This is a genomic window from Aeromonas sp. s1(2024), from assembly GCF_040908005.1.
Classification (GTDB): domain Bacteria; phylum Pseudomonadota; class Gammaproteobacteria; order Enterobacterales; family Aeromonadaceae; genus Aeromonas; species Aeromonas caviae.
In genome coordinates, this window is sequence record NZ_JBFOCW010000047.1 from 58,948 (window position 1) to 82,929 (window position 23,982).

Genomic DNA, 23,982 nt, shown 5'->3' on the forward strand with positions numbered 1-23,982 from the left:
TCCTGCTGCCCTTTTTGATGCTGGGAGCCCTGCTGCTGGGGATCCCGCTCGCCGGGGGCCTGCTGTTGCTGGTCATCGAGGGACTCACCCCCGCCAATCTATCCCTCTTGCTCCCCCAGCCCGGACTCTGGCACTCCGCAGGGTTGAGCCTCTGGGTGGCGGGCGCCTCCACCCTGGGGGCCCTCGGCGCCACCGCCCTGCTACTCGCCCAGGGGGACGGGCGTCCCTGGATGCGCTGGCTGCGCCGCCTGCTCTCCCCCCTGCTGGCGCTTCCCCACGTCGCCTTTGCCATCGGCATCGCCTTTCTGATCGCTCCCTCCGGCTGGCTGCTGCGCCTCGTCGCCCCCCTGCTTGACCTCACCCATCAGCCCCCGGACTGGCAAACCCTCAAGGATCCCTGGGGCCTTGGCCTCATCGTGGTGCTCATCCTCAAGGAGACCCCCTTCCTGCTGCTGATGGCGCTGGCGGCACTGGATCCCGCCAAGGTGGCGCGCCAGCAGTGGCTGGGGGCCAGCCTCGGCTTCAGTGCCCCCCGGATCTGGTGGCACCTGCTGCTGCCCGCCCTCTGGCCCGCCCTGCGACTGCCCCTCTACGCGGTGGCCGCCTATGGTCTGGCGGTGGTGGATCTCGCCCTGCTGCTGGGGCCGGATGCCCCGCCGCCCCTGGCGGTGCGACTCTGGCTCTGGTATCAGGATGCCGACCCCGCCTGGCGCGGCGCCAGTGCCAGCGGCGCCCTCTTGCTGCTCGCCCTCAACCTGCTGCTGCTTGGCGCCCTCAGGCTGCTGGAGCGGACCCACCTCACCCTCGGCAAGGCACGCTGGCTGGATGGGCGACGCGCCCCCGCCTCGCCCTGGCCCGCACTCATTGCCCGCATCGGCGTGTGGGGGCTGCTCCTGACCAATCTGCTGGTGCTCGCCGCCCTGCTGCTCTGGTCCCTGACCCGGCGCTGGTCCTTTCCCGCCCTCTGGCCGAGTGAATGGAGCAGCCACCACTGGCTGGCTCTGCTGCCGAGCCTGGGCCCGCTGCTGTGGCAGAGTCTGTGGCTGGCCCTGCTCTGCGCCGCGCTCTCCCTGCTGCTGGCGGTGCTCTGTCTCGAGGCGTTGCCTGCGCGCCGCGCCGCACGCACCCTCTGGCTTGTCTGCCTCCCTCTGCTGCTGCCCCAGGCCAGCCTGCTGTTTGGATTGCGCCTTCAGACCGACGGGCTGGGATTCACTGGCATAGGCCCTGGCTGGGTACTCTGGAGCCAGTTGATCTTCGTCTTTCCATACGTCTATCTCTGCCTGCACGGCCCCTATCGCCAGTTCGACGAGCGCCTCACCCGGGTGGCCCTCACGCTCGGGGCCAGCCCCTGGGGGGCCTGGTGGCGAGTCAAGGGTCCCCTGCTCGCCCGTCCCCTGTTGTTCGCCTTCGGTGTCGGAGCGGCGGTGAGCCTGGCCCAATACCTGCCGACCCTGCTGTTCGGGGGCGGGCGGGTCGTCACCATCACCACGGAGGCGGTGGCCATCGGCAGCGGCCTCAACCGGCGGCTGGCGGGGCTCTACGGCCTGCTGCAACTGCTGCTGCCCCTTTTCATCTATGCCCTGGCGCTCTGGCTGCCGCGGCGCATCAACCCCGCCCTGAGGCCCTGACCCGATGCTGCATACCTCCGCACTCACCCTCTTCCTCGACGGCGCCCCCCTGCTGACGCTCCCTCCCCTCAGGGTGGCCCCGGGCGAGGTGCTCACCCTGATGGGACCGAGCGGCTGTGGCAAGAGCTCCCTGCTGGCGGCCCTGGCGGGAGTGCTGCCACCCGGGGGGCCCATCCGGCTGACCGGGGACATCCTGCTCGGCGCACATCGCCTCACCCTGCTCCCCCCCCAGGAGAGGGGCATCGGCATCCTGTTTCAGGATGACCTGCTGTTTGCCCACCTGACGGTGGCCGAAAATCTGATGTTCGGCATGCCGGCGCATCTCAAGGGGATGGCGGCAAGGCAGACCCGGGCCCGCGAGGCGCTGACCGAGGTCGGGCTGGAGGCTCAGGCGGACAAGCTGCCCAGGGCGCTCTCAGGCGGCCAGAAAGCCCGCGTCAGCCTGCTGCGTGCCCTGCTGGCCGAGCCCAGGGCATTGCTGCTGGACGAGCCCTTCTCCCGCCTCGACAAGCCGCTGCGGGCGGCATTCAGAACCCTGGTGTTCGAGCGCCTGCGCACGCAGGCCATCCCCGCGCTGCTGGTGACCCACGACGAAGAGGATGCGCCGGGCACCATCTTGCAGTTGATCCCCCCAGTCATCCCAGAAGAGGAGCACCACCTTGTTTGATCGCCACCTGATTCCGGTTATCCGCCGCCCCCTCGCCGCGCTCGCCCGCCCCCTGTGCCGGGCCGGGGTGAGTGCCAACCAGGTGAGCCTCGCCGGCTTTCTCATCGGGATGCTGGCGCTGCCGCTGCTGGCCTTTGGCTGCTATCAGTGGGCGTTGGCGGCGATTCTGCTCAACCGGCTGCTGGACGGGCTGGATGGCGCCGTGGCGCGGGAAACGGGCATCACCGACTGCGGCGGGTTTCTCGACATCACGCTGGATTTCATCTTCTACGCCGCCGTGGTACTGGGCTTTGCCCTCGCCGACCCGGCCAACGCCCTGGCCGCCGCCACCCTGCTGTTCGCCTTCATGGGCACGGGATCGAGCTTTCTGGCCTTTGCCATCATGGCGGGCAAGCGGGGCATCGAGAGCCCCGTCTACCACCACAAATCCCTCTACTATCTGGGCGGGCTTACCGAGGGGAGCGAAACCATCGCCCTCTTCGTGCTCATGTGCCTCTGGCCTGCCGCCTTCGTGCCACTGGCCTACGGTTTCGCCCTGCTCTGTGCCATCACGACCCTGACCCGGATCTGGAGCGGCTACCACACCCTGCGCTGACGGGATCCCGGGGGGCGCGCCGGCACGGAGCACTTGCGCCTGCACGCCAATGTTTTACCATGACGGCACTCTTTTTCAGGCTCACGAGAACCCTATGCGTCGCCTTGTCTGTGTCCTCTCCCTGTTTCCCCTGATCTACGGCTGCAGCAGCACGCCGGCGCCCAAGCCCGTGGTCAAACCCCAACCCAACAGCGCCTTCATCAACCAGACGCCGCCGAGCAAACCCTTCTACGGACAGGTGAGCCAGCCCGGGGTCAGCAAGGGGGACTTCGCCAATCGTTCCAACGTGGACAACTTCGTGCAGCGGATGGTGCAAAAGCACGGTTTCGACAGCGCCGAGCTGCACCGGGTACTGGCCCAGGCCGAGCGTTATGACTGGATCATCAAGCTGATGGACGCCCAGGCCCCCACCACCAGACCGCCCACCGGCCCGACCGGCGCCTGGAACCGCTACCGCGCCAAGTTCATCACCCCGGACAACGTGCAGAACGGCGTCAACTTCTGGCGTGAATACGAGAGTGAACTCAACCGGGCGCAGCAGATCTACGGGGTGCCACCCGAGATCATCGTCGGCATCATCGGGGTGGAAACCCGCTGGGGTCGGGTGATGGGCAAGACCCGCATTCTCGACGCCCTGGCGACCCTGGCATTTGACTACCCGCGCCGCGCCGACTTCTTCACCGGCGAGCTGGAAGCCTTCCTGGTGATGACCCGGGATGAGGGGATGGATCCCACCGAACCCAAGGGCTCCTATGCCGGGGCCATGGGCTACGGCCAGTTCATGCCGTCGAGTTTTCGCAACTACGCGGTGGACTTCAACGGCAACGGCCACACCAACCTGTGGGATCCGGTGGATGCCATCGGCAGCGTGGCCAACTACTTCAAGGCCCACGGCTGGGAGAAAGGGCAGCCGGTGGCAGTACGCGGCCAGGGACAGCTGCCGGGCTATGAGCACGGCTTCCAGACCCGCTACCCGGTGGCCACCCTGCGCGGAGCCGGGCTGGCTCCCACCGGCAATCTGGGCAATCACAAGGAGGCGAGCCTGCTGCGTCTGGATGTCGGCACCGGTTACCAGTACTGGTACGGCTTGCCGAACTTCTACGCCATCACCCGCTACAACCACAGCACCCACTACGCCATGGCGGTATGGCAGCTTGGCCTTGCCGTCAGGGATGCCAGAGGCAGCTACTGAGTCAGCCTCAATACCAACGAAAACGGGCCCGCAGGCCCGTTTTTTTTATTCGTTTTCCAGCAGCCAGCGTTTGAGCAGGGCGGCCAGCTGCTCCTGTTCGGCCAGGCTCAATGGGGCCAGCAGGCGGCGCTCGTTCGCCACGTGCTGTTCCACCGCATGGTCAACCAGCTCCCGCCCCGGCTCCGTCAGGCAGACCAGCAGGCTGCGTCTGTCATCGGGGGAGGCTTCACGTCTTATCAGGCCACGCTGCTCCAGCTTGTCGAGCCGGGCCGTCATGGCCCCTGAACTCAGCATGGCGGACTGGTAGAGCGCGGTCGGGGTCAGCGGCTCACCGGCCCGACGCAGGGTCGCCAGGATATCGAAGTCAGACCCCAGCAGACCGCACTCCTTGAGGGTCTCGCTCACTTCGCGCCCGGCGATCGCCGCCATGCGCGCCACCCTCCCCAGCACCCCCATGGGGGTGCAGTCGAGGTCCGGGCGCTGCCGGGCCCACTGGGCCAGCAGCTGATCTACATGATCACTCTCCATTCGGGCTCCATTATCTTTACATGAAGATACTTGATAATAAACCAACTCGCGGCTAATGTATCTTTACTTAAAGATACTTTGTTACGAGATAACCATGCCGCTGCTGATCGCCCTGCTCGCCCCCCTGCTCTGGGGCAGCACCTATGCCGTCGTCAGTCTCTACCTGACCGACTACTCCCCCTACTGGGTGGCCGTGTGGCGCGCCCTCCCCGCCGGGGTGCTGCTGCTGTTGCTCCATCCCCGCAGACCGCCTCTCGTCTGGAGCAGGCAGTTCCTGCTGGCGTTTTGCAACATCACCGCCTTCTTCGCCCTGCTGTTCGTGGCGGCGTTTCGCCTGCCCGGCGCCGTGGCGGGTACGTTGGGAGCGACGCTGCCCCTCATCCTGATGGGGCTGGCCTGGCTGCAAGACGGTGTCAGACCGACGCTCAAGTGGCTGTTGCTGGGGGTGATGGGGCTCGTCGGGGTGCTCTTGTTGCTCAATCCCTCTGCCAATCTGGATCCCGTCGGCGTGGCGTGCGCCCTGCTCGCCACCCTGCTCATCGGCCAGTCGAGCCGCTGGATGCAACGCTGGCCGGTGGACGATCTGCTGGCTCTGACCGCCTGGCAGCTGCTGCTGGGCGGCCTGATGCTGATCCCGCTGGCCTGGTGGCTGGCCGGCCCCATGCCCCTGCCCAAGGCTGACGCCACTCCCGGGCTTATCTGGCTGGTGATCCTCAACACGGCCCTGGCCTACTGGGCCTGGCTCTGGGGACTCAAACGCCATGGCCCGGAGGTGATGGGGATGCTGGCCCTCACCAATCCCATGGTGGCGGTCTCCTGCGGTGTGCTGATGGTGGGAGAAACCCTGGATGGCCGTCAGTGGCTCGGCATCGGCATCATCCTGCTCTCTCTCTTCCTGATGAAGCTGCCGGCCCGCTCCTTCCTCAAGCGCTGGCAGAACCGCAAGGCCGCCATCGGCAGCGTCGACAACGGCTGATCCGCAGTCAACCCGACACAAAAAAAGAGGAGCCACCAGGGCTCCTCTTTCACATGGGTTGTTGCCGTTAGGGTCAAACGCCTGCCTTGGCCAGGGCGGCGGAGACGATCTGCTGGGCTTCCTGCTGGATGAGGTCCAGGTGCGCCTCCCCCTTGAAGCTCTCCATGTAGATCTTGTAGATGGACTCGGTGCCGGAGGGGCGCGCCGCGAACCAGCCGTTCTCGGTCACCACTTTCAGGCCGCCGATGGCGGCATCGTTGCCAGGCGCCTTGGTCAGCTTGGCGAGGATGGGCTCGCCAGCCAGGGTGGAGGCTTCCACCAGGGCCGGATCCAGCTTGGAGAGCACCGCCTTCTGGGCGCTGTTGGCCGGGGCATCAATGCGGCGGTAGCTGGAGCGGCCGAATCTGGCTTCGAGCGCATCGTAGTGGGCCTGGGGATCCTTGCCGGTCACCGCCAGGATCTCGGCCGCCAGCAGCGCCAGAATGAAGCCATCCTTGTCGGTGGTCCAGACGGTACCGTCCTTGCGCAGGAAGGAGGCACCCGCGCTCTCCTCGCCGCCAAAGCCGAACTCGCCGCTGTAGAGACCGTCCACGAACCACTTGAAGCCGACCGGCACCTCTTTGAGGGTGCGACCGATCTCGCCGGCCACCCGGTCGATCATGGAAGAGGAGACCAGCGTCTTGCCGACGGCCGCCCCCTTGGGCCAGCCGGTTCTGTGGGTGAACAGATACTGGATGGCCACCGCCAGATAGTGGTTCGGATTCATCAGGCCCGCCTTGGTGACGATGCCGTGACGGTCGTAGTCAGGGTCATTGCCAAGGGCGATGTCGAACTTGTCTTTCAGGGCAATCAGGCTCGCCATGGCGAACGGGCTGGAACAGTCCATCCGGATCTTGCCGTCTTTGTCCAGGGTCATGAAGGAGAAGGTCGGGTCGACCTTGTAGTTCACCACCTCGATGTCCAGACCGTAGCGCCTGGCGATGACGTCCCAGTAGGCGACGCCGGAGCCACCCAGCGGATCCACGCCTATCTTGATGCCAGCCTGCTTGATGGCGGCCAGATCCAGCACGTTCTCGAGATCATCCACATAAGGGGTGACATAGTCGTGTTCCACCACGAACGGGCTCTTGAGAGCCTCGGCAAACGGCATCCGCTTCACACCGGCCAGGCCCGCTTCCAGGATCGCGTTGGCGCGGTCTTCCACCCACTTGGTGATCTCGCCTTCGGCAGGACCGCCGTGGGGCGGGTTGTATTTGAAGCCACCATCTTCCGGCGGGTTGTGGGACGGGGTGATCACCACGCCGTCCGCCTGGGCCACGGGTTTGCCTGCGTTGTGGCGCAGGATGGCATGGGAGATGACCGGGGTCGGCGTGAAGCCGAGGCCGGCCTGAATGCGGGTCTCGACACCGTTGGCCGCCAGCACTTCCACCGCGCTGGCAAAGGCGGATTCAGACAGGGCATGGGTATCCATGCCAACGAACAGCGGCCCCGTGATACCGGCCTGCTGGCGGTACTCCACCAGCGCCTGGGTCACCGCCAGAATGTGGGATTCGGTGAAGGCGCTGTGCAGGGCGCTGCCGCGGTGACCGGAGGTGCCGAAGGCGACCCGCTGCTCAGGGCGGCTCATGTCCGGCTTGTTGAGGTAGTAGGCGCTGACCAGACGGGGAATGTTGGTCAGATCGCAAAGACGAGCCGGCTGACCGGCGTGGGAATGCTGTGCCATGGCGTTTTCCTTGAGCTGAGCCTTGCCCGGCAAGGCCTGAAGTCATTGATGGGTTAAACGGCGCCGCACACCCGAGCCGTCAGATCCTCGTCATAACCCATGCTGTTCATGAGCTGGGCCACCATGTTCTGCTTGCGGCTGGTATTGGTATTGGTGATCACCCAGAACGGGGTCTCCGGTACCGGCTTGGGCTTGGTGGTGCTGCCACTGGCACGCAGCGCTTCCGGGTCACGGGAGAAATAGACGCGCTTGCGCCCTTTTATCTCGGTCGCCTGGGTGAAACCTTCCGGGTTGTCCCGATAGAGGGTGCTCAATACCAGCATGAAGCGGTTGATGGACTTCTCTTCTTTCTGAAGCTCGCCGGAATCCAGCAGTGCCTCCAGCCCCATGGCATCGGCCACGGGTTGCGGTTGCATCGCAGGCGCGGCCGCCACGGTTGCCGTGCCAGCCTGGGCGGGTTGCTCCAGCAGGCGACGCAGGATATCGGACGCACTCTCGCCGATGTGCCGGGTCTGGCTCGCGATAAAGAAGTAGAGATCGTCATCAAGCTCGATGGTTTTCATAGGGATGCGCTGGACTCGTCGAAATTCGGATGCGGCGATTATACATAGGCAGACCCGGCAGCCCAAGCAAGGGGCGGACAGATGTGCATGAATCTCCTTGAGAATACGGCATAATGACGGGCCAAGTGTGTGATCCCCCGCACTGATAGCCGATCCCGGGGAGATATTTTTGAAAAAAAACCACAGAAAAATCCCCCGCCAGGAATGAAATCCTTTTCTTTCAGTGTGTTAAAAAGTATGGCGATAGAGCCCACGACCGATAAGGTGTCATTTTGCAACAATATCCACGATTGAACTTCAAGGATCAGGGCGAAGGCCCGACTGTCGTGCTGATCCATGGCCTCTTTGGCAGCCTGGACAACCTCGGCCTGCTGGCGCGCCCCCTCAGCGAACAATACCGGGTCATCAGCGTCGATCTGCGCAATCACGGCGCCTCCTTTCACTCGGACGAGATGAGCTACCCGGCCCAGGCGGCGGACATCCTGGCCCTGCTGGACCATCTTGGACTTGAGCAGGTGGCCCTGGTGGGCCACTCCATGGGGGGCAAGGTCGCCATGCAGGTCGCCAAGCAGGCCCCTCACAGGGTCAGCAAGCTGGTAGTGGCGGACATCGCCCCGGTGGCCTATCCCCACGCCCGCCACAAGAACGTGTTTGCCGGGCTCAATGCCACGCTGGCCACGCCCCCCCAGAGCCGCAGCGAGGCGGAAGCCATGCTGGCCGAGCACATCGAGATCGCCGGGGTGCGCCAGTTCCTGCTCAAATCCTTCGCCAAAGGGGAGTCTGGATGGGGGTGGCGTTTCAACGTGCCGGCCCTTGAGCGCAACTACGCCAACATCATGGGCTGGCCTGACGATGAACGCCGCTTCGAAGGCGCGACACTCTTCATCAAGGGGGGCGACTCCGACTATATGTTGCCCGAATACACCGGGGCCGCGATGGCCCAGTTCCCGGCCGCCAAGGCCCGCGTCATCGCCGGCACGGGTCACTGGCTGCACGCGGAAAAGCCGGTTTTGTTCAACAAACTGGTTGTGGATTTCCTGTCGACAGGCGGTTAACAGTTTCAAATCCTTTGTGATATAGTGCGCCCGTCTTAAGGAGTGCGCGCAATCCATGCTGAGTGAACACATCGATCTCATCGAGAGTCTGGGCCTGAAACTGTTCTTCGTGGCCATCTTCCTGCTGATTGGTCTGGCCATTCAGGACGTGCTCAAACGGGGCAATGTGCCCCGCTTCGGCCGCTTCGTCGTCTGGCTGGTGCTGTTTCTGGGTTGCGCGGGTTTTGTCGCCAAGGGGCTGATCGAAATGGGCTGGGAAGGCTCAGGGATCGGCTAACTACTTTTCATCTGTGATGTATGGCCAAACAGCAAACTGATCGAACAACACTGGATCTGTTCGCAACTGAGAAGCGCCCCGGCAGGCCAAAGACCAATCCACTCCCCCGCGAGACCCAGCTCAAGATCAACAAGCGCAACCAGCTCAAGCGCGATCGTGAGAACGGGCTGAAACGGGTCGAGTTAAAGGTGGAAGCCGAGTTGCTGGAGCGCCTGAACCAACTTGCGCTGCAACAGAACGTCAGCCGAGCCGAGCTGATCCAATCTATCCTGAAGCAACAGATCGAGTCTGCTCATGCAGCAGGCATCGCAATCTGAACCGTCAAGCATCAACACCAGATACGGGTAACGAAACACTATGGCTAGTGTAGGTCTGTTTTTCGGCAGCGATACCGGTAATACCGAAGCTGTCGCCAAGATGATCCAGAAAGAACTGGGCAAACAACTGATTGAAGTCCGTGACATTGCCAAGAGCAGCAAGGCCGACATCGACAGCTTCGATCTGCTGATGTTCGGCATCCCGACTTGGTACTACGGCGAAGCCCAGGCCGATTGGGACGACTTCTTCCCCGAGCTCGAAGAGATCGACTTCAACAACAAGCTGGTGGCCATCTTCGGATGCGGCGATCAGGAAGACTATGCCGAGTACTTCCTCGACGCCATGGGCACCCTGCGTGACATCGTCGAAGCCAAGGGCGCCATCATCATCGGCCACTGGCCGACCGCGAGCTACGAGTTCGAAGCCTCCAAGGCACTGGTGGATGACAAGCACTTCGTGGGCCTGGGCATCGACGAAGATCGCCAGCCGGAGCTGACTGCCGAGCGCGTCAAGGGCTGGTGCAAACAGCTGCACGAAGAGATGTGCCTGGGCGAGCTGGAGTGATCTGATCTCCCTCCCTCTTCATGCAACAAGGGCCCCGACGGGGCCCTTGTTGCATCTGCAGCAGGCTTTCAGCCACCCCTGTGCTGGGGCTTGGATCTGACATAGAGGGTGCGCTTCACCTGGGCCACCAGCTCGCCCTGGCCATCCTGCACCTGCACCTCGAACTCGGGAAAGTGCTTCTCCCCCCCCTCGGTCGCCGCCACGATCGATGCCAGCTTGGCGTCGCTCAGGGTGAACTCCGCCACCAGTTTGCCCTTGCCCGGCTTGATGAAATTGATGCTGCCCGCCTTGTCCCACACGTAGTAGCGGTTCTTGAAATAGCCCATCAGCATCAACGGGTAGATGGGATCCGTCATGGCGAACATGCTGCCACCGAACTGGGTCCGGTTGGCATTCTTGTTCCACCAGCGGGACTTGAGAGTGACCCGGCAGAAGCGAAAATCGGGGCTCAGGGTTTCTATCTTGATGCCTGCACCCCAAAAGGGGGGCCAGGCGTTGAGGGCGCAGCGCACCCAGGCGGCATTGCCGAAAAGCCAATCCATGGATCTCATCCGACCAGACTATAAAGAAGTCACATAGTATCAACATTCTCTGGTCGAGCAAGCGGGCCTGAATATTCCCATGACGGGCTTGATGAGCTAAAGCCCTTGAATTGCTGGGTTTATTTTTAACTTGGCTACGACCTATAATGACAGGCCAAGCGAGTTCGTGGTTGCCATTACAGCGGCAGTCAATCAGAATAACCACACCTTCGAGAATGCGAATAAATAGAAATGGCAGACAACAACCAAGCGTTAAAAAAGGCCGGGCTCAAGATCACCTTGCCCCGTGTCAAGATCCTGGAAATCCTGCAACAGCCGGACTGCCAGCACACCAGTGCGGAAGATCTGTACAAACGGCTGATCGATCAGGGCGAGGAGATTGGTCTCGCTACCGTTTATCGCGTTCTCAACCAGTTTGATGATGCCGGTATCGTCACCCGTCACCATTTCGAAGGGGGCAAGTCGGTGTTTGAGCTGGCCACCCAGGAGCACCACGACCACCTGGTCTGCCTCGACTGCGGCAAGGTGATCGAGTTCTCCGACGAGGTGATCGAACAGCGCCAGCGCGACATCGCCAAGGCGCACAACATCCGTCTGACCAACCACAGCCTCTACCTGTATGGCCACTGCGCCAACGGTGACTGCAAGCACGACGATTGATTCGGCCGGGTCGGCGCAATAAAAAAGCCAGCATGATGCTGGCTTTTTTGTGTCCGCAATCCGGATCAGAAGCGGCAGGGTCTCCCCTGCCCTATTCTATCAGACCTCGGCCTTGCCCCAGACGTCACGCAGGGCCACGGTGCGGTTGAACACCAGGCGCTCGGCGCTGGAGAGCTTGTTGTCGGCGCAGAAGTAACCTTCACGCTCGAACTGGTAGGCAAACTCCGGCTTGGCATCCTTCAGGGAAGCTTCCACCCGGGCCCCTTCGATGATCACCAGGGATTCCGGATTCAGAGCCGCTTCGAAGTCATCCTCGGCGCCCGGGTTCGGCACCTTGAACAGACGGTCGTAGAGACGCACTTCGGCCGGCAGGGAGTGAGTGGCGCTGACCCAGTGGATCACCCCTTTCACCTTGCGGCCGTCCGCCGGATCCTTGCCCAGGGTCTCGGGGTCGTAAGAGCAGTAGATGCAGGTGACCTTGCCGTCCGCATCCTTCTCGACCCGTTCGGCCTTGATGACGTAGGCGTTGCGCAGGCGCACTTCCTTGCCCAGCACCAGCCGCTTGAACTGCTTGTTGGCTTCCTCTTTGAAGTCCGCCTCGTCGATGAAGATTTCGCGGGAGAAATGCAGCTCACGGGTCCCCATCTCCGGCTTGTTCGGGTGCGCAGGGGCTGTCAGCACCTCGTCGGCCGCCAGGTTCTCGATCACCACCTTCACCGGGTGCAGCACGGCCATGGCGCGCGGGGCGTTCTCGTTGAGATCGTCGCGGATGCAGGCTTCCAGCATGCTCATCTCGACGATGTTATCCTGCTTGGTCACACCGATGCGCTTGCAGAACTCGCGGATGGAGGCCGGGGTGTAACCACGGCGGCGCAGACCGGAGACGGTCAGCATGCGCGGATCATCCCAGCCGTTCACGTGCCCCTCGGTCACCAGCAGGTTCAGCTTGCGCTTGGACATGACGGTGTATTCGAGGTTCAGACGGGAGAACTCGTACTGACGGGGGTGACAGTCGATGCTGATGTTGTCCAGCACCCAGTCATACAGGCGACGGTTGTCCTGGAACTCCAGGGTACACAGGGAGTGGGTGATCCCCTCCAGGGCATCCGAGATGCAGTGGGTGAAGTCATACATCGGGTAGATGCACCACTCGTCACCGGTCTGGTGGTGGTGGGCAAACTTGATGCGATAGATGACGGGATCGCGCATCACCATGAAGGGGGATGCCATGTCGATCTTGGCGCGCAGGCAGGCGCTCCCTTCGGCCATCTCGCCGTTCTTCATCTTGGCGAACAGGGCCAGGTTTTCTTCCACGCTGCGATCGCGGAACGGGCTGTTCTTGCCAGGGGCGGTCAGGGTGCCGCGGTATTCGCGCATCTGCTCCGGGGAGAGCTCGTCCACATAGGCCAGTCCCTTCTCGATGAGTTCGATGGCGTAGCCGTGCAGCTTGTGGAAATAGTCGGAGGAGTAGCAGATCTCGCCGCTCCACTGGAAGCCCAGCCACTGGACGTCCTGCTTGATGGACTCCACGAACTCGATGTCTTCCTTCGCCGGGTTGGTGTCATCGAAACGCAGGTTGCACTGACCCTGATAGTCGCGGGCGATGCCGAAGTTCAGGCAGATGGATTTGGCGTGGCCGATATGGAGATAACCGTTCGGCTCCGGCGGGAAACGGGTATGCACGCTGCTGTGCTTACCGCTGGCCAGATCTTCATCAATGATCTGACGAATAAAGTTAGTTGGGCTGTTCGCCTGACTCATGGCTCACCTCAAAAATGCGTCACTGGCGGACGTTGTGCCGGCTGGCACCCTCATACCCCCGCCGTCAAGCCGGGTATGATCCCTCATTACGCGCCCTGCCTCAACCTGAATTTGGCCAATTCGGGTCATTGGCGCACCAAAAACGGCGAAACGGGAGAAATTGCAGAGATCCTGGTCAAAAAAAGCCCCGCACGGGGCGGGGTCTCAAGTGATGAAAAACAGACAAAACACACACAACAAAGGTTCACACGCAGAGTCAACCTTTCCCAAACCCGATGGCCATCGACCTTGGGAAAGGCGGGTCTTGCGACCCACCTTGCGTTATGGATTGAGAGCTATCAGTTCAGCTCGGTGACGCGGCTGGTACGCTTGCCATCGAAGCTGGTGGTACGCAGCCAGACCTTGCCATCCACGGTCGGCTTGGCGGCAGCGTCGTAGGCGCTCCAGCTCTTGCCATCCAGGCTGTACTGGATGGGCAGACCCGGCAGATCCACATTCGCTTCCAGCACACCGTTCACCACCTTGGCACCCGGTACGGAGAGGCGATATTCCACCCCGGCCTGGTCCAGTTTGGGCAGCACTCGCTGACCCAGCACGTTGGCAAACTGGTTCCACTCCTTGTTCAGGGTGGCCTTGTTGACATGCTTGGTAGTGCCGGAGAACTCGCGACCCTTCACGTAATCGAGCTCGAAGCCGCCCTTGTGCCAAGCGCGCTCGGCCACGGAGAAGATGCGCGGGTAGACCATGTACTCGTACTGGGCATCGGTGCGCACGGTTTCACTCCATTGCTGACCGGAGATCCCCTTGAACTTGACCGGATCCTGGTCACCCTTGGCCACGAAGGCGTTGCCGTCGCGGTCAACCGAGGTCTCGGCGTTCTGCGGCAGGTTTTCCGGGGCGAAGGCGAACACCTTGCGGGTGTCGTTGAAGCGGGTTGCCCAGTAGTAGCCACGCTCGGCCGGGTGTACCTCGTTCGGGAAGTCGAAGTAGAGGTAATCCGGATTGGAGAGCACCACGTCATAACCCTTGTGCGCCCACTTCATCGCTTCGTTGAAGCCACCCCAGTAGAGGGTTTCCCAGAAGTTGACACGGGTGTTGTCGGTGGCGAAGTCCTTGGCGCTGTTGGCGTATTTCAGACCATCTTCCCACGCCTGCAGGGTGGAGAAGCCGTGACCCTTGACCATCTCGCTCACTTCCTTGGCAAAGTAGACCGGCAGCTCGGCCACGTCCTTGATCTTGCCATCGTCGATCATCTTCTGGCACATCGGGGACTTGCCGAACGGCTTGTCCTGCTTGCTGGAGTCGACGTTGCCCTTCCATGCCACCAGCTCTTCTTTCTTGGTGACGGCCGGATCCTGGTAACCACCGCCCTGCATGATGTTCTTCGCCTCGTCACCACCGTAGTGCCAGGCGGTCAGCGGCTGGCCGGCGGCCTGGTGCATCTGGGCCACTTCATCCATCACCTTGGCCACGAAGGTGGCGGCACCCGGCTGGCAGGGGTTGATGAAGGACATCTTGTCGTAGAACTGCACCGAGGTGACGTTGGAGGTATCGGCCGGGTCAGTCAGACGGAACTGGTTCGCCTCGGCCTCTTTGCCCTCGCTCATCAGACGCTTGTAGCGTGCCTCCATGGAGACCACGGCGGCACGGGCGTGGGCCGGCATGTTGATCTCGGGGATCACGGTCACACCGCGCGCCTTGGCATAGCGTACCAGGTCGATGTAGTCCGCCTTGCTGTAGAAACCGGAGCCCTGGTTGTCGCTGGTGGGGCCGGAGCCGAGCTGCGGCATCAGGCACTTGGTTTCGGACTCGTCATGGCAACGCTGGCTGCCGACGTCGGTCAGCTCCGGCAGGCCCGGGATCTCCAGACGCCAGCCTTCATCGTTGGTCAGCCCCAGGTGCAGCACGTTGAGCTTCATGGCGGACATCTGATCCACCAGTTTCTTCATGGTCTCCGGGCTTCGGAAGTGACGGGCCACGTCGGTCTGCATGCCCCGGTATTCAAAGCGCGGCGCATCCTCGACGCTCATCTGACTCACCAGCTTGTCGTCAACCCCCAGCAGAGAGATCAGAGACTGGGCGCCCCAGAAGGCGCCGTCAACGTCGTGCCCCTGAATGACGGTGCCCTTCTGGCCGATGGTCATGTCGTAGCCTTCGGCCTGCTTGAGCTTGCTGCCGAGCTTGATGGTGACCGGGTAGCCGGTGTCGGAGAGGGTAACACCCAGCTTGGTCAGTTGCGCCTTCAGGGCCTCGGCGCGATCGCTCGGCAGGTCAAGGGCATTGAGCTTGATGGTGGAGAAGTCGACTTGCGGGCCGGCCTTGACCACCTGCTTCATCGGGCTTGGCAGGATGCGGTCGTCAATCTTGCCGGCAGGCAGCAGGGTACTGGTCTGGTTCGCGGCGAAACGGGTCTCGCTGTTCATCAGGATGTTGTTGTCATCCTTGGTGCGCTTCCAGCCATCGGCCGGCATCGGCTTCTCGTAGGTGCTGGCATCGTCGATGTTGCTCATGCTGGCCAGCACTTTCGGCTCGGCCCCTTCACTGGCGACATACCAGTTCGGCATGATGTCAGATTCGAACAATACCCAGTATTCCACCACCAGGGGCACCTCGACCGTGGCGTCCTTGGCAAAGCCCTGGAACTTCTCGGTCGGCGTCAAACGATAGAGGTCGCCGGTCAGGTGGGTGATGGTGAACTGGTCGTTGTCCACCCGCTGGATGCGGCGGATGGAGGAGACATAGATGCTCCAGTCCTTGGAGGTGACGTCGGCACCGGTATTGGTCAGGTGCAGCTTGGCAACGCCGCAGCTTGCCCACTCGGAGCCCAGGGCCTGGCAGTCAAGACCGGCGCCGGCACCGTCATTGGTGACGACTTCGTACTTGACGACGAGGTTGCTGGCGAGGGCGTCGACCACCGCTTGCCTGGCAGCATCGGCTGCAAGTGCGGGACCGGCGAAAACGGTAGACATGGCAATGGCTAACAGAGAATGTTTCAAGTTCATAACTGCTGCTCTCATTTGAAGTAAAGGTTGGATTTTCTTGGCTTTTTTTATATGGGGCCCCGAGGCGGGGCCCTTAGTTATGTCAACAATGGACTTAGACTTGAGGTGAGCGAGTCGCTCGATTAACGCAGGGCTTTCATCTCACCGGCGATGATCTCGGCCAATGGGCCCAGAATCACCTGCAGGTTCTGCTCACCGAGCTTGACCACACCGGCCGCGCCCAGGGCTTTGAGCTTGCGCTCGTCAACGATGCTGCGGTCTTTCAGGGTCAGACGCAGACGGGTGATGCAGGCATCGATGGTCACCAGGTTCTCCTGACCACCCAGCACTTCCAGATACTGCTTGGCCAGCTCGGTGCGGTCGGTGGTTTGAGCCTGTACCGGCACGGCTTCGTCATCTTCACGACCCGGGGTTTTCAGGTTGAACTTGGCGATCACGGCGCGGAAGACCACGTAGTAGAGGCCGAAGAAGACCAGACCCTGTACCAGCAGCATGTACCACTGGGTCGCCAGCGGGTTGCGGCTGGAGAGCACCATATCCACCAGACCGGCGCTGAAGCCGAAACCGGCGATCCAGTGCATGGAGGCTGCGATGAACACGGAGATACCGGTCAGCAGGGCGTGGATGACGTACAGTACCGGCGCCACGAACATGAAGGAGAACTCGAGCGGCTCGGTCACCCCGGTGAAGAAGGCGGCAAAGGCGGCAGCGATCATGATGGACGCAACCTTCTCTTTGTTCTCTTTCTTCGCGCTGTGGTAGATGGCCAGTGCGGCACCCGGCAGACCGAACATCATGATGGGGAAGAAGCCGGCCTGATACATGCCGGTCACGCCCACGACAGCCTTGCCGGCGTCGATGGAGGATTGGCCACCCAGGAAGTTCGGGATGTCGTTGATGCCGGCCACGTCGAACCAGAACACGGAGTTCAGGGCGTGGTGCAGACCAACCGGGATCAGCAGACGGTTGAAGAAGGCATAGATGCCGGCACCGGTGGAGCCCATGCTGACGATGGATTCACCGAAGCTCACCAGGCCACCGTAGATGACCGGCCAGACGGCCATCAGGATGAAGGAGACGACGATCATCACCACGGAGGTCACGATCGGCACCAGACGACGACCGGAGAAGAAAGCCAGCGCCTTGTGCAGCTCCACGCTGCTGAAGCGGTTGTAGAGCTCGGCGGCGATGACACCACACAGGATGCCGACGAACTGGTTGCTGATCTTGGCAAAGGCTGCCGGCACCTGGTCGGCCGGGATACCCTTGATCTGGGCCACGGCGCCCGGGCTCAGCAGGGTGGTGACCACCAGGAAGCCGACCAGACCGGCCAGCGCGGCGGAACCGTCTTTATCCTTGGACATGCCGTAAGCGACGCCGACGGCGAACAGAATGGGCATACTGTCGATGATGGCGGCGCCCGCCTTGATCAGAAACGCAGCCAGAGGGCTTCCGCCACCCCAACCGTTCGGGTCAATCCAGTAGCCAATCCCCATCAGGATCGCGGCGGCAGGCAATACCGCTACCGGCACCATCAGGGCACGGCCGATCTTTTGCAAATAACCGAGAATGTTCACGGTTCCTCTCCTTAGTTGGTGTTTTTCTAGAAATTAAGTGCTTATCACGTTCGACGCATAAGCCATCAAGGCTTGATTGGCAGTCTATGTGTTTTATTTCGCTGCGCAAATTAATAAACCAGCTTTCGTGATCATTATCACTCAACAGAGATAAAGGTAGCCGATAGATGTGGCTTAGTTTGCAATCTTTATTTACGCTATAAAACAACTTGAATCCGTGTCTGGTCCCTTGCCGTCACTCCCTGTGCGGCAACCGTACTGAGGTATATAGAATGCGCCTGATCCCGTTGAAGTCTGCCAGCCAGGTGGGTCTCTGGTCTGCCCGTTACATCGTTGACCGCATCAATGCGTTCAAACCCACTGCCGAGCGCCCCTTCGTGCTGGGTCTGCCCACTGGCGGCACCCCGCTCAACACCTACAAGCGCCTGATTGAGCTGCATAAAGCCGGCGAGGTGAGCTTCCAGAACGTGGTCACCTTCAACATGGACGAGTACGTGGGGCTGCCCAAGGAACACCCGGAGAGCTACCACAGCTTCATGCACAACAACTTCTTCAATCACGTGGACATTCGCCCGGAAAACATCAACATCCTCAATGGCAACGCCGAGGATCTGGTGGCCGAGTGCCAGCGCTACGAAGACAAGATCAAGTCCTACGGCAAGATCCACCTGTTCATGGGCGGCGTCGGCAATGACGGCCACATCGCCTTCAACGAACCGGCCTCTTCCCTGGCTTCCCGTACCCGGGTCAAGACCCTGACCGAAGACACCCGCATCGCCAACTCCCGCTTCTTTGGCGGCGACATGGAGCAGGTGCCCAAGCTGGCCCTGACCGTGGGTGTCGGCACCCTGATGGACGCCGAAGAGATCCTGATCCTGGTGGTCGGTCACGCCAAGGCCCAGGCCCTGCAGGCCACCGTGGAGGGCTGCGTCAACCACATGTGGACCATCTCCACCCTGCAACTGCATCCGAAAGGGATTGTGGTGTGCGACGAACCTTCCACCATGGAGTTGAAGGTCAAGACGGTGCGCTACTTCCAGCAACTGGAAGCCGACAATATCAAGCACCTCTGAGGAGCTCCCATGTACGCTCTGACTAATTGCACTCTCTACACCGGCAGCTGCGTGCTGACCGGTTATGGCGTGGTCATCGATGGCGACAAGATTGTCGCCATCTACCGCCAGGCAGAACTGCCCGCCGGCATCGAGCAGATTGACCTCCAGGGCGCCAACCTCAGCGCCGGCTTCATCGACGTCCAGCTCAACGGCTGCGGTGGCGTCATGTTCAACGGTCACATCACCACGGACACCCTGGCCACCATGCAGGCGGCCAACCTGAAATCCGGGACCACCAGCTTCCTGCCGACCCTGATCACCAGCCCGGATGCGGACATGAAGCAGGCCGTCGCCGTCACCCGCGACTACATGGCCGCCCACCCCAACGAGGTGCTTGGCGTCCATCTGGAAGGGCCCTACACCAACCTCAAGCGCAAGGGGATCCACCCGGCCGAACAGATCCGCCAGCCCGCCGACGAGATGATCGACTTCTTCTGCGACAACGCGGACGCCATCGCCAAGATCACCCTGGCGCCGGAGCGCAACAAGCCCGAGCACATCCGCCGTCTGGTGGAGGCCGGCATCCTGGTCTCCGCCGGCCACACCGCCGCCAACTACGACCAGGCCATGGCGGGCTTTGACAACGGCATGCGCTTTGCCACCCACCTCTACAACGCCATGACCCCGACCCTGAACGGTCGCGAGCCCGGCGTGGTCGGTGCCATCTACGATCGCAAGGATGTCTATGCGGGCATCATCGTCGACGGCCACCACGTACACTGGGCCAACGTGCGCCTGGCGCACAGGATGCTGGGGGAGCGGCTGGTGCTGGTCACCGATGCCACCGCGGCGGCAGGCGCACCGGAAGGCTTTGAGAAATTTGATTTTTGCGGTGCAACCGTCTATTTCCGCGATGGTCAGTGCGTCGATGAGAATGGTACACTCGGCGGCTCCGCCCTCACCATGATCGAAGGGGTGGAAAATCTGGTCAAACAGGTCGGATTGCCGCTCGACGAAGCACTGAGAATGGCCACCCTTTACCCCGCTCGCGCCATTGGATGGGACTCGCGTCTCGGTAGTATCCAGGTCGGAAAAATTGCCAACCTCACCGTCTTTGATCAGGCCTTCGCGGTCTGCGGGACCGTGGTTAACGGACACTACACAACACAGTGACACTATGACTGGCGGACAAATAGCAAACGTAGATCTTATCAAGCAGGTAAACAGTGCGGTCGTCTATCGCCTCATTGACCTGCAGGGGCCCATCTCGCGGGTCAAAATTGCCGAGTTGAGTCAGCTGGCCCCGGCCAGCGTGACCAAGATAACCCGGCAACTGATCGAGCACGGTCTCATCAGGGAAACCTCGCCGCAAGCCTCCACTGGCGGGCGCCGCGCCATCTCCCTGACCACCATCAAGCATCGCTTCCAGTTTGTGTCCGCCAAGCTGGGTCGCGGCTACCTGCAGCTCTCCCTGTATGACCTCGACGGCAAGGAGCTCGATCAGCACATCACCCAGGTGACCGAGATCGAGCAGCAACCGGTGGTGGACATGCTGCTGCGGGAGATTGGCGCCTTCATCGACGCCAATCAGGATCGCAGCCGCAACCTCATCAGCATCGCGCTGACCATGCCGGGTCTGGTCAACCCGGAATCCGGCATGGTCATCTACACCCCCACCTACCAGATCCGCAACCTGGGGCTCGCCAAGCTCCTGGAGCACCACTTCAACCTCCCCTGCTACGTGGGCAACGACACCCGTTCGCTGGCGCTGGCCGAACACTTCTTCGGCGAGTCCCGCGACTGCATGGACTCCATCCTGGTGAGTGTCCACCAGGGGACGGGCTCGGGCATCATCACCAAGGGCAAGGTGTTTCTCGGCCAGAACCGCAACGTCGGCGAAATAGGCCACATCCAGGTCGAACCCCTTGGCAAGCGCTGCCACTGCGGCAACTTCGGCTGCCTCGAGACCATCGCCTCCAACGAGGCCATCGTCGACAAGGTGAAGGAGCTCATCAGCCGCGGTCACCTGAGTTCGCTGCAAGAGAAGCACATCACCATCCAGGAGGTGTGCAAGGCGGCGGTGGCCGGTGACGAGCTGGCCCGCAGCGTGATCGAGAACGTGGGGGAGCACCTGGGGCGCGCCATCGCCATCACGGTCAACCTGTTCAACCCCCAGAAGGTGCTCATCGCCGGTGAAATCACCGCCGCCGAAGAGATCCTGATCCCGGCCATCCGCCGCTGTGTCGAGCACCAGTCTCTGCCAAGTTTCCATCGCGGCCTGCCCATCGTGAAGGCGCGCTTTCAGAACCAGCCCACCATCGGCGGCTTCGCCCTGGTCAAGCGCTCCCTGCTGGAAGGGGATCTGCTGCAGATCATCATGGAGCAGAAGTAAGGCCTACCCCTTCGGATACGAAAACGGCAGCCAGTGGCTGCCGTTTTTTTATGGTCTGTTTTCGCCGGTTCACCCCGCCCGGCACGGTTTGAACAGATCCAGCTTGCCGTCATAGACCTGGGTCTGCACGTCCATGATACCGAGCATGGAGTGAAACAGGTTGTCGTGGGAGAAGCGCTTGCTGGCTGCCTCCTGTTGCAGGCAATCCAGATTGAGCTGACGGTCTGCCTGCAACTGGGGAGAGAACCAGGTCAGGAGCGGCACCCGGGTCTGATCGTCCGGTGCGAACTTGTAGGGGGTGCCGTGCAGATAGAGCCCCATGGCGCCGAGGGATTCGCCGTGATCCGACAGATAGACCAGCCCCACGTTGTACTGGCTCTCCAGGCTCTTGAGCTTGTCGATGAGCTGGGCCAGCACCTTGTCGGTGTAGCGGATGGTGTTGTCATAGGTGTTCACCAGCTCTTCGTTACTGCAGTTCTCGATGTCGCTGCGCGGGCAGTCCGGCAGGAAGACGCGATCGGCGGCCGGGTAGCGGCGATAGTAGGTCGGACCGTGGCTGCCCATCAGGTGGAAGGCCACCAGCTTGCTGCCCTGCTTGCCCTGCATGTCGGCGATCTGCTGATCCAGCCCCTGCAACAGCACCTCGTCATGACAGGCATTACCGGAGCAGTATGCGGGGAATGCCTTGGGCTCAATCTCGATGGTGGGGACGTTTTTGCACACCCCCTTGCAGCCGCCGTCGTTTTCCTTCCAGAGCACCGAGATCCCGGCATGTTGCAGCACGTCCAGCAAGCCGTCCTGGGACTGGGCCCTGGCCTCGTCATAGCCGCGCCGGGTCATGTTCGAGAACATGCATGGCACGGAGAGCGCTGTGGCGGTGCCGCAGGAGCGCACGTTCCTGAACGAGACGACATTGGCCTCCTTCTCGGTGAAGCCGTTGGTCTCCTTCTTGTAGCCGTTGAGGGAGTAGTTCTGGCTGCGGGCCGTTTCCCCCACCACCAGGAACATCAGGGTCGGCTTCTCATGCTGGCCGATCACCCTGGCATCGGTGCCGATCTGCTGGTAGGGAATGGGAGTGGCGAAGACCACATCCCTGGCGTACTTGTAGAGCCCGTGCACATAGTTGGCGGGCACTATCTCCTTGCCGAGGGACTTGTGGTTGCGCCCGACCGAGGCGTAATCCTGGTAATAGAGGGCGGCAGCCCCCATCAGAAACAGCAAGGAGAGGGCGATGGAACCGAGGCGCAGACCCAGCCCCTTGTACCAGGGACGGGGATACTCAATCTTCACCCACAGCAGGACCAGCACCGGCAGCAGGCCGGTCAGCAGGAACCAGAGCACCACGGAGCCGTTGAGGTAGGAGCCCGCCTCCCCGCTGTTGGTTTCGATGATGTTCTGCATCATGCCCATGTCGAAGATCACCCCGTACTTGAGCATGGCGTAGCTGACCAGGGAGCCGGTCAGGATGAGCAAGGCGAAAAAGGGCTTGAGCAGATAACGGAAGGTAAAGGGCAGGAACACCGCGTTGAGGGCCGCCACCAGTACCAGGGGAATGGAGAGGACAAACCCCGCCTTGACGTGTTCAAGGGCGCTGAGAATGCGATAAAAGTGCAGGAAAATGGGCCAGTTGAAGACCAGTGCAAACAGCAGCACCAGCAACAGATTGACCTTCATCACTCCCAGAGTGAGACGCATAGAGAGACTCCGACAAACCAGTGGAACTAACAACCTGCCAGCAGGCTTCGTGGTGACCATCCCGGCACTCGGCCCTGAAAAACAGGACAAGAGCCAGGGAGGTCCAGATACGGGGTCATCCTAGGACGGCAAACTTAAGCGAACATTAAGAGAGGAAATCGAACCACAAGGGGAGGTGCGCGGTCTGGCACATAAAAAACGGCAGCCCGGGCTGCCGTTTTTGCGAAGGTAAACAAGGTGTCGCACCTGTGTGTTCGCGAACCTGAACAGGGTCGCGGCAATCTCGTCGGAGCCGGGGAAGAGGACCCTTGTGGTCGCCCTCCCCTTGCCCTGGGGGATCACAGGGTCGCGGCGATCTCGTCGGAGCCAGGGAAGAGGACCGTTGTGGTCGCCCTCCCCTTGCCCTGGGGGATCACAGCGCTCCCGAGAGGCAATTACAGGGTCGCGGCGATCTCGTCGGAGATGGAGCCGTTGTGGTACACCTCCTGCACATCGTCCAGATCTTCCAGCATGTCGATGAGGCGCATCAGCTTGGGCGCGGTCTCGGCATCCAGTTCCGCCTCGGTGGAGGGGATCATGGTCACTTCGGCGCTCTCGGGCTTGAAGCCGGCAGCTTCCAGACCGTCCAGCACGGTGCCGAAGTCGTTCGGGGTGGTGTAGACCTCGATGGTGCCATCTTCTTCGGTCACCACGTCGTCGGCACCGGCGTCCAGCGCGGCGTCCATCAGGGCGTCTTCATCGGCGCCCACGAAGGTCAGCACCCCCTTCTTGGTGAACAGATAGGCCACGGAGCCGTCGGTCCCCAGGTTGCCGCCGCACTTGCTGAAGGCGTGACGCACTTCGGCCACGGTACGGTTGCGGTTGTCGGTCAGGCACTCCACCATGACGGCGGAACCGGCCGGGCCGTACCCTTCGTACACGATGGTCTCGAGCTGCTCGCCGTCACCGCCGCCGGCCCCACGGGCGATCGCGCGGTTGATGGTGTCGCGGGTCATGTTGCTGGTCAGGGCTGCCGCCACCGCCGCACGCAGGCGGGGGTTGTTGGCAGGATCGGCATCACCCAGACGCGCGGAGGTGGTGATTTCGCGGATCAGCTTGGTGAAGATCTTGCCGCGCTTGGCGTCTTGCGCCGCCTTGCGGTGTTTGATGTTGGCCCATTTACTGTGACCTGCCATAGGGACTCTCCGTTATAGTTGGAAATTTCAGTAACAC

22 protein-coding genes are annotated in these 23,982 nt (G+C 61.9%); 13 read left to right on the forward strand and 9 right to left on the reverse strand.

Translation table 11 applies throughout. From position 1 onward, the window contains the following. Positions 1 to 17: 17 nt before the first annotated feature. The 4 genes from AB5Y70_RS11315 (at position 18) to mltB (ending at position 4,082) form a co-directional block, all read left to right on the forward strand. Positions 18 to 1,628: an ABC transporter permease gene (locus AB5Y70_RS11315; protein ID WP_049636355.1), complete on the forward strand. Its 1,611-nt coding sequence runs from the start codon at positions 18 to 20 to the stop codon at positions 1,626 to 1,628. A gap of 4 nt (positions 1,629 to 1,632) precedes the next feature. Then, positions 1,633 to 2,295 carry an ATP-binding cassette domain-containing protein gene (locus AB5Y70_RS11320; RefSeq protein ID WP_043154184.1) on the forward strand — a complete coding sequence of 221 codons (663 nt, stop codon included), beginning with the start codon at positions 1,633 to 1,635 and terminating at the stop codon, positions 2,293 to 2,295. Continuing rightward, a complete protein-coding gene (locus AB5Y70_RS11325) occupies positions 2,288 to 2,890 on the forward strand; it encodes a CDP-alcohol phosphatidyltransferase family protein (protein WP_043154183.1) in 603 nt (200 codons plus the stop codon). Before AB5Y70_RS11320 ends, AB5Y70_RS11325 begins: the two co-directional genes overlap by 8 nt. Before the next feature lie 94 nt (positions 2,891 to 2,984). Then, complete coding sequence (gene mltB / locus AB5Y70_RS11330) at positions 2,985 to 4,082, forward strand: lytic murein transglycosylase B (protein WP_043154181.1); 1,098 nt, start codon at positions 2,985 to 2,987, stop codon at positions 4,080 to 4,082. 45 nt (positions 4,083 to 4,127) lie between these two features. Here the strand turns inward: mltB and AB5Y70_RS11335 are convergent, their stop codons facing one another. Beyond that, the gene (locus AB5Y70_RS11335; protein ID WP_042017340.1) at positions 4,128 to 4,610 is read right to left on the reverse strand and encodes a MarR family winged helix-turn-helix transcriptional regulator; all 483 of its coding nucleotides are present in this window, start codon (positions 4,608 to 4,610) and stop codon (positions 4,128 to 4,130) included. Between the two features lie 94 nt (positions 4,611 to 4,704). On the opposite strand from AB5Y70_RS11335, the gene AB5Y70_RS11340 reads away from it, so the two are divergent. After that, on the forward strand, positions 4,705 to 5,586 hold the full coding sequence (locus AB5Y70_RS11340; RefSeq protein WP_043154179.1) for a DMT family transporter: 882 nt from the start codon (positions 4,705 to 4,707) through the stop codon (positions 5,584 to 5,586). Positions 5,587 to 5,659: 73 nt separating this feature from the next. On the opposite strand, the gene pgm is transcribed toward AB5Y70_RS11340, so the two are convergent. Both pgm and seqA read right to left on the reverse strand, forming a co-directional pair. Next, the gene (gene pgm, locus AB5Y70_RS11345) at positions 5,660 to 7,309 is read right to left on the reverse strand and encodes a phosphoglucomutase (alpha-D-glucose-1,6-bisphosphate-dependent) (protein WP_010674109.1); all 1,650 of its coding nucleotides are present in this window, start codon (positions 7,307 to 7,309) and stop codon (positions 5,660 to 5,662) included. 53 nt (positions 7,310 to 7,362) lie between these two features. Continuing rightward, on the reverse strand, positions 7,363 to 7,872 hold the full coding sequence (gene seqA / locus AB5Y70_RS11350; protein ID WP_010674108.1) for a replication initiation negative regulator SeqA: 510 nt from the start codon (positions 7,870 to 7,872) through the stop codon (positions 7,363 to 7,365). Positions 7,873 to 8,162: 290 nt separating this feature from the next. Here seqA and AB5Y70_RS11355 point away from each other — a divergent pair, with 290 nt between their 5' ends. The 4 genes from AB5Y70_RS11355 to fldA are packed head-to-tail and all read left to right on the forward strand — an operon-like array spanning position 8,163 to position 10,086. Further along, complete coding sequence (locus AB5Y70_RS11355; RefSeq protein WP_041215535.1) at positions 8,163 to 8,927, forward strand: alpha/beta fold hydrolase; 765 nt, start codon at positions 8,163 to 8,165, stop codon at positions 8,925 to 8,927. A 55-nt stretch (positions 8,928 to 8,982) separates the two neighbouring features. Beyond that, complete coding sequence (locus tag AB5Y70_RS11360) at positions 8,983 to 9,204, forward strand: DUF2788 domain-containing protein (RefSeq protein WP_042077338.1); 222 nt, start codon at positions 8,983 to 8,985, stop codon at positions 9,202 to 9,204. 20 nt (positions 9,205 to 9,224) lie between these two features. Beyond that, positions 9,225 to 9,521, forward strand: a complete 297-nt coding sequence (gene ybfE / locus AB5Y70_RS11365; protein WP_005325670.1) for a LexA regulated protein — start codon at positions 9,225 to 9,227, stop codon at positions 9,519 to 9,521. A 40-nt stretch (positions 9,522 to 9,561) separates the two neighbouring features. After that, positions 9,562 to 10,086: a flavodoxin FldA gene (fldA, locus tag AB5Y70_RS11370; protein WP_010674104.1), complete on the forward strand. Its 525-nt coding sequence runs from the start codon at positions 9,562 to 9,564 to the stop codon at positions 10,084 to 10,086. Between the two features lie 68 nt (positions 10,087 to 10,154). On the opposite strand, the gene AB5Y70_RS11375 is transcribed toward fldA, so the two are convergent. Then, positions 10,155 to 10,628 carry a DUF4442 domain-containing protein gene (locus tag AB5Y70_RS11375; protein ID WP_010674103.1) on the reverse strand — a complete coding sequence of 158 codons (474 nt, stop codon included), beginning with the start codon at positions 10,626 to 10,628 and terminating at the stop codon, positions 10,155 to 10,157. Between the two features lie 231 nt (positions 10,629 to 10,859). On the opposite strand from AB5Y70_RS11375, the gene fur reads away from it, so the two are divergent. Next, positions 10,860 to 11,288, forward strand: coding sequence for a ferric iron uptake transcriptional regulator (gene fur, locus AB5Y70_RS11380; RefSeq protein WP_010674102.1), 429 nt, complete (start codon positions 10,860 to 10,862; stop codon positions 11,286 to 11,288). A 99-nt stretch (positions 11,289 to 11,387) separates the two neighbouring features. Here fur and glnS read toward each other — a convergent pair whose 3' ends face one another. The 3 genes from glnS to nagE all read right to left on the reverse strand — a co-directional run bounded on the left by glnS (position 11,388) and on the right by nagE (position 17,628). Beyond that, positions 11,388 to 13,049, reverse strand: a complete 1,662-nt coding sequence (gene glnS / locus AB5Y70_RS11385; protein ID WP_042878130.1) for a glutamine--tRNA ligase — start codon at positions 13,047 to 13,049, stop codon at positions 11,388 to 11,390. Between the two features lie 338 nt (positions 13,050 to 13,387). Then, positions 13,388 to 16,051 (reverse strand): beta-N-acetylhexosaminidase, encoded by a 2,664-nt coding sequence (locus AB5Y70_RS11390; protein ID WP_043155196.1) that lies wholly within the window; start codon positions 16,049 to 16,051, stop codon positions 13,388 to 13,390. Between the two features lie 122 nt (positions 16,052 to 16,173). Beyond that, positions 16,174 to 17,628, reverse strand: coding sequence for an N-acetylglucosamine-specific PTS transporter subunit IIBC (gene nagE / locus AB5Y70_RS11395; RefSeq protein ID WP_039039841.1), 1,455 nt, complete (start codon positions 17,626 to 17,628; stop codon positions 16,174 to 16,176). A 272-nt stretch (positions 17,629 to 17,900) separates the two neighbouring features. Between nagE and nagB the strand changes: the two genes are divergently transcribed. From nagB to AB5Y70_RS11410, 3 genes are read left to right on the forward strand one after another with little or no spacing between them, the layout of a single operon-like run. Next, on the forward strand, positions 17,901 to 18,701 hold the full coding sequence (gene nagB, locus AB5Y70_RS11400; protein ID WP_043155198.1) for a glucosamine-6-phosphate deaminase: 801 nt from the start codon (positions 17,901 to 17,903) through the stop codon (positions 18,699 to 18,701). 9 nt (positions 18,702 to 18,710) lie between these two features. Then, positions 18,711 to 19,856, forward strand: a complete 1,146-nt coding sequence (nagA, locus tag AB5Y70_RS11405; RefSeq protein WP_043155200.1) for an N-acetylglucosamine-6-phosphate deacetylase — start codon at positions 18,711 to 18,713, stop codon at positions 19,854 to 19,856. A 4-nt stretch (positions 19,857 to 19,860) separates the two neighbouring features. Continuing rightward, complete coding sequence (locus tag AB5Y70_RS11410) at positions 19,861 to 21,075, forward strand: ROK family protein (RefSeq protein WP_010674096.1); 1,215 nt, start codon at positions 19,861 to 19,863, stop codon at positions 21,073 to 21,075. A gap of 69 nt (positions 21,076 to 21,144) precedes the next feature. Here the strand turns inward: AB5Y70_RS11410 and AB5Y70_RS11415 are convergent, their stop codons facing one another. Next, positions 21,145 to 22,770: a phosphoethanolamine transferase gene (locus AB5Y70_RS11415; protein WP_043155202.1), complete on the reverse strand. Its 1,626-nt coding sequence runs from the start codon at positions 22,768 to 22,770 to the stop codon at positions 21,145 to 21,147. Between the two features lie 434 nt (positions 22,771 to 23,204). Then, positions 23,205 to 23,945 carry a YebC/PmpR family DNA-binding transcriptional regulator gene (locus AB5Y70_RS11420; RefSeq protein ID WP_043155205.1) on the reverse strand — a complete coding sequence of 247 codons (741 nt, stop codon included), beginning with the start codon at positions 23,943 to 23,945 and terminating at the stop codon, positions 23,205 to 23,207. Positions 23,946 to 23,982 lie beyond the last annotated feature (37 nt).

What these genes read in the sequence shown, in the direction of transcription:
- AB5Y70_RS11315 (WP_049636355.1), top strand. Translation starts at nt 18, where the DNA reads ATGCTGGGAGCCCTGCTGCTGGGGATCCCGCTCGCCGGGGGCCTGCTG.
- AB5Y70_RS11320 (WP_043154184.1), top strand. Translation starts at nt 1,633, where the DNA reads ATGCTGCATACCTCCGCACTCACCCTCTTCCTCGACGGCGCCCCCCTG.
- mltB (WP_043154181.1), top strand. Translation starts at nt 2,985, where the DNA reads ATGCGTCGCCTTGTCTGTGTCCTCTCCCTGTTTCCCCTGATCTACGGC.
- AB5Y70_RS11335 (WP_042017340.1), bottom strand. Translation starts at nt 4,610, where the DNA reads ATGGAGAGTGATCATGTAGATCAGCTGCTGGCCCAGTGGGCCCGGCAG.
- AB5Y70_RS11340 (WP_043154179.1), top strand. Translation starts at nt 4,705, where the DNA reads ATGCCGCTGCTGATCGCCCTGCTCGCCCCCCTGCTCTGGGGCAGCACC.
- pgm (WP_010674109.1), bottom strand. Translation starts at nt 7,309, where the DNA reads ATGGCACAGCATTCCCACGCCGGTCAGCCGGCTCGTCTTTGCGATCTG.
- seqA (WP_010674108.1), bottom strand. Translation starts at nt 7,872, where the DNA reads ATGAAAACCATCGAGCTTGATGACGATCTCTACTTCTTTATCGCGAGC.
- AB5Y70_RS11360 (WP_042077338.1), top strand. Translation starts at nt 8,983, where the DNA reads ATGCTGAGTGAACACATCGATCTCATCGAGAGTCTGGGCCTGAAACTG.
- ybfE (WP_005325670.1), top strand. Translation starts at nt 9,225, where the DNA reads ATGGCCAAACAGCAAACTGATCGAACAACACTGGATCTGTTCGCAACT.
- fldA (WP_010674104.1), top strand. Translation starts at nt 9,562, where the DNA reads ATGGCTAGTGTAGGTCTGTTTTTCGGCAGCGATACCGGTAATACCGAA.
- AB5Y70_RS11375 (WP_010674103.1), bottom strand. Translation starts at nt 10,628, where the DNA reads ATGGATTGGCTTTTCGGCAATGCCGCCTGGGTGCGCTGCGCCCTCAAC.
- fur (WP_010674102.1), top strand. Translation starts at nt 10,860, where the DNA reads ATGGCAGACAACAACCAAGCGTTAAAAAAGGCCGGGCTCAAGATCACC.
- glnS (WP_042878130.1), bottom strand. Translation starts at nt 13,049, where the DNA reads ATGAGTCAGGCGAACAGCCCAACTAACTTTATTCGTCAGATCATTGAT.
- AB5Y70_RS11390 (WP_043155196.1), bottom strand. Translation starts at nt 16,051, where the DNA reads ATGAACTTGAAACATTCTCTGTTAGCCATTGCCATGTCTACCGTTTTC.
- nagB (WP_043155198.1), top strand. Translation starts at nt 17,901, where the DNA reads ATGCGCCTGATCCCGTTGAAGTCTGCCAGCCAGGTGGGTCTCTGGTCT.
- nagA (WP_043155200.1), top strand. Translation starts at nt 18,711, where the DNA reads ATGTACGCTCTGACTAATTGCACTCTCTACACCGGCAGCTGCGTGCTG.
- AB5Y70_RS11410 (WP_010674096.1), top strand. Translation starts at nt 19,861, where the DNA reads ATGACTGGCGGACAAATAGCAAACGTAGATCTTATCAAGCAGGTAAAC.
- AB5Y70_RS11415 (WP_043155202.1), bottom strand. Translation starts at nt 22,770, where the DNA reads ATGCGTCTCACTCTGGGAGTGATGAAGGTCAATCTGTTGCTGGTGCTG.
- AB5Y70_RS11420 (WP_043155205.1), bottom strand. Translation starts at nt 23,945, where the DNA reads ATGGCAGGTCACAGTAAATGGGCCAACATCAAACACCGCAAGGCGGCG.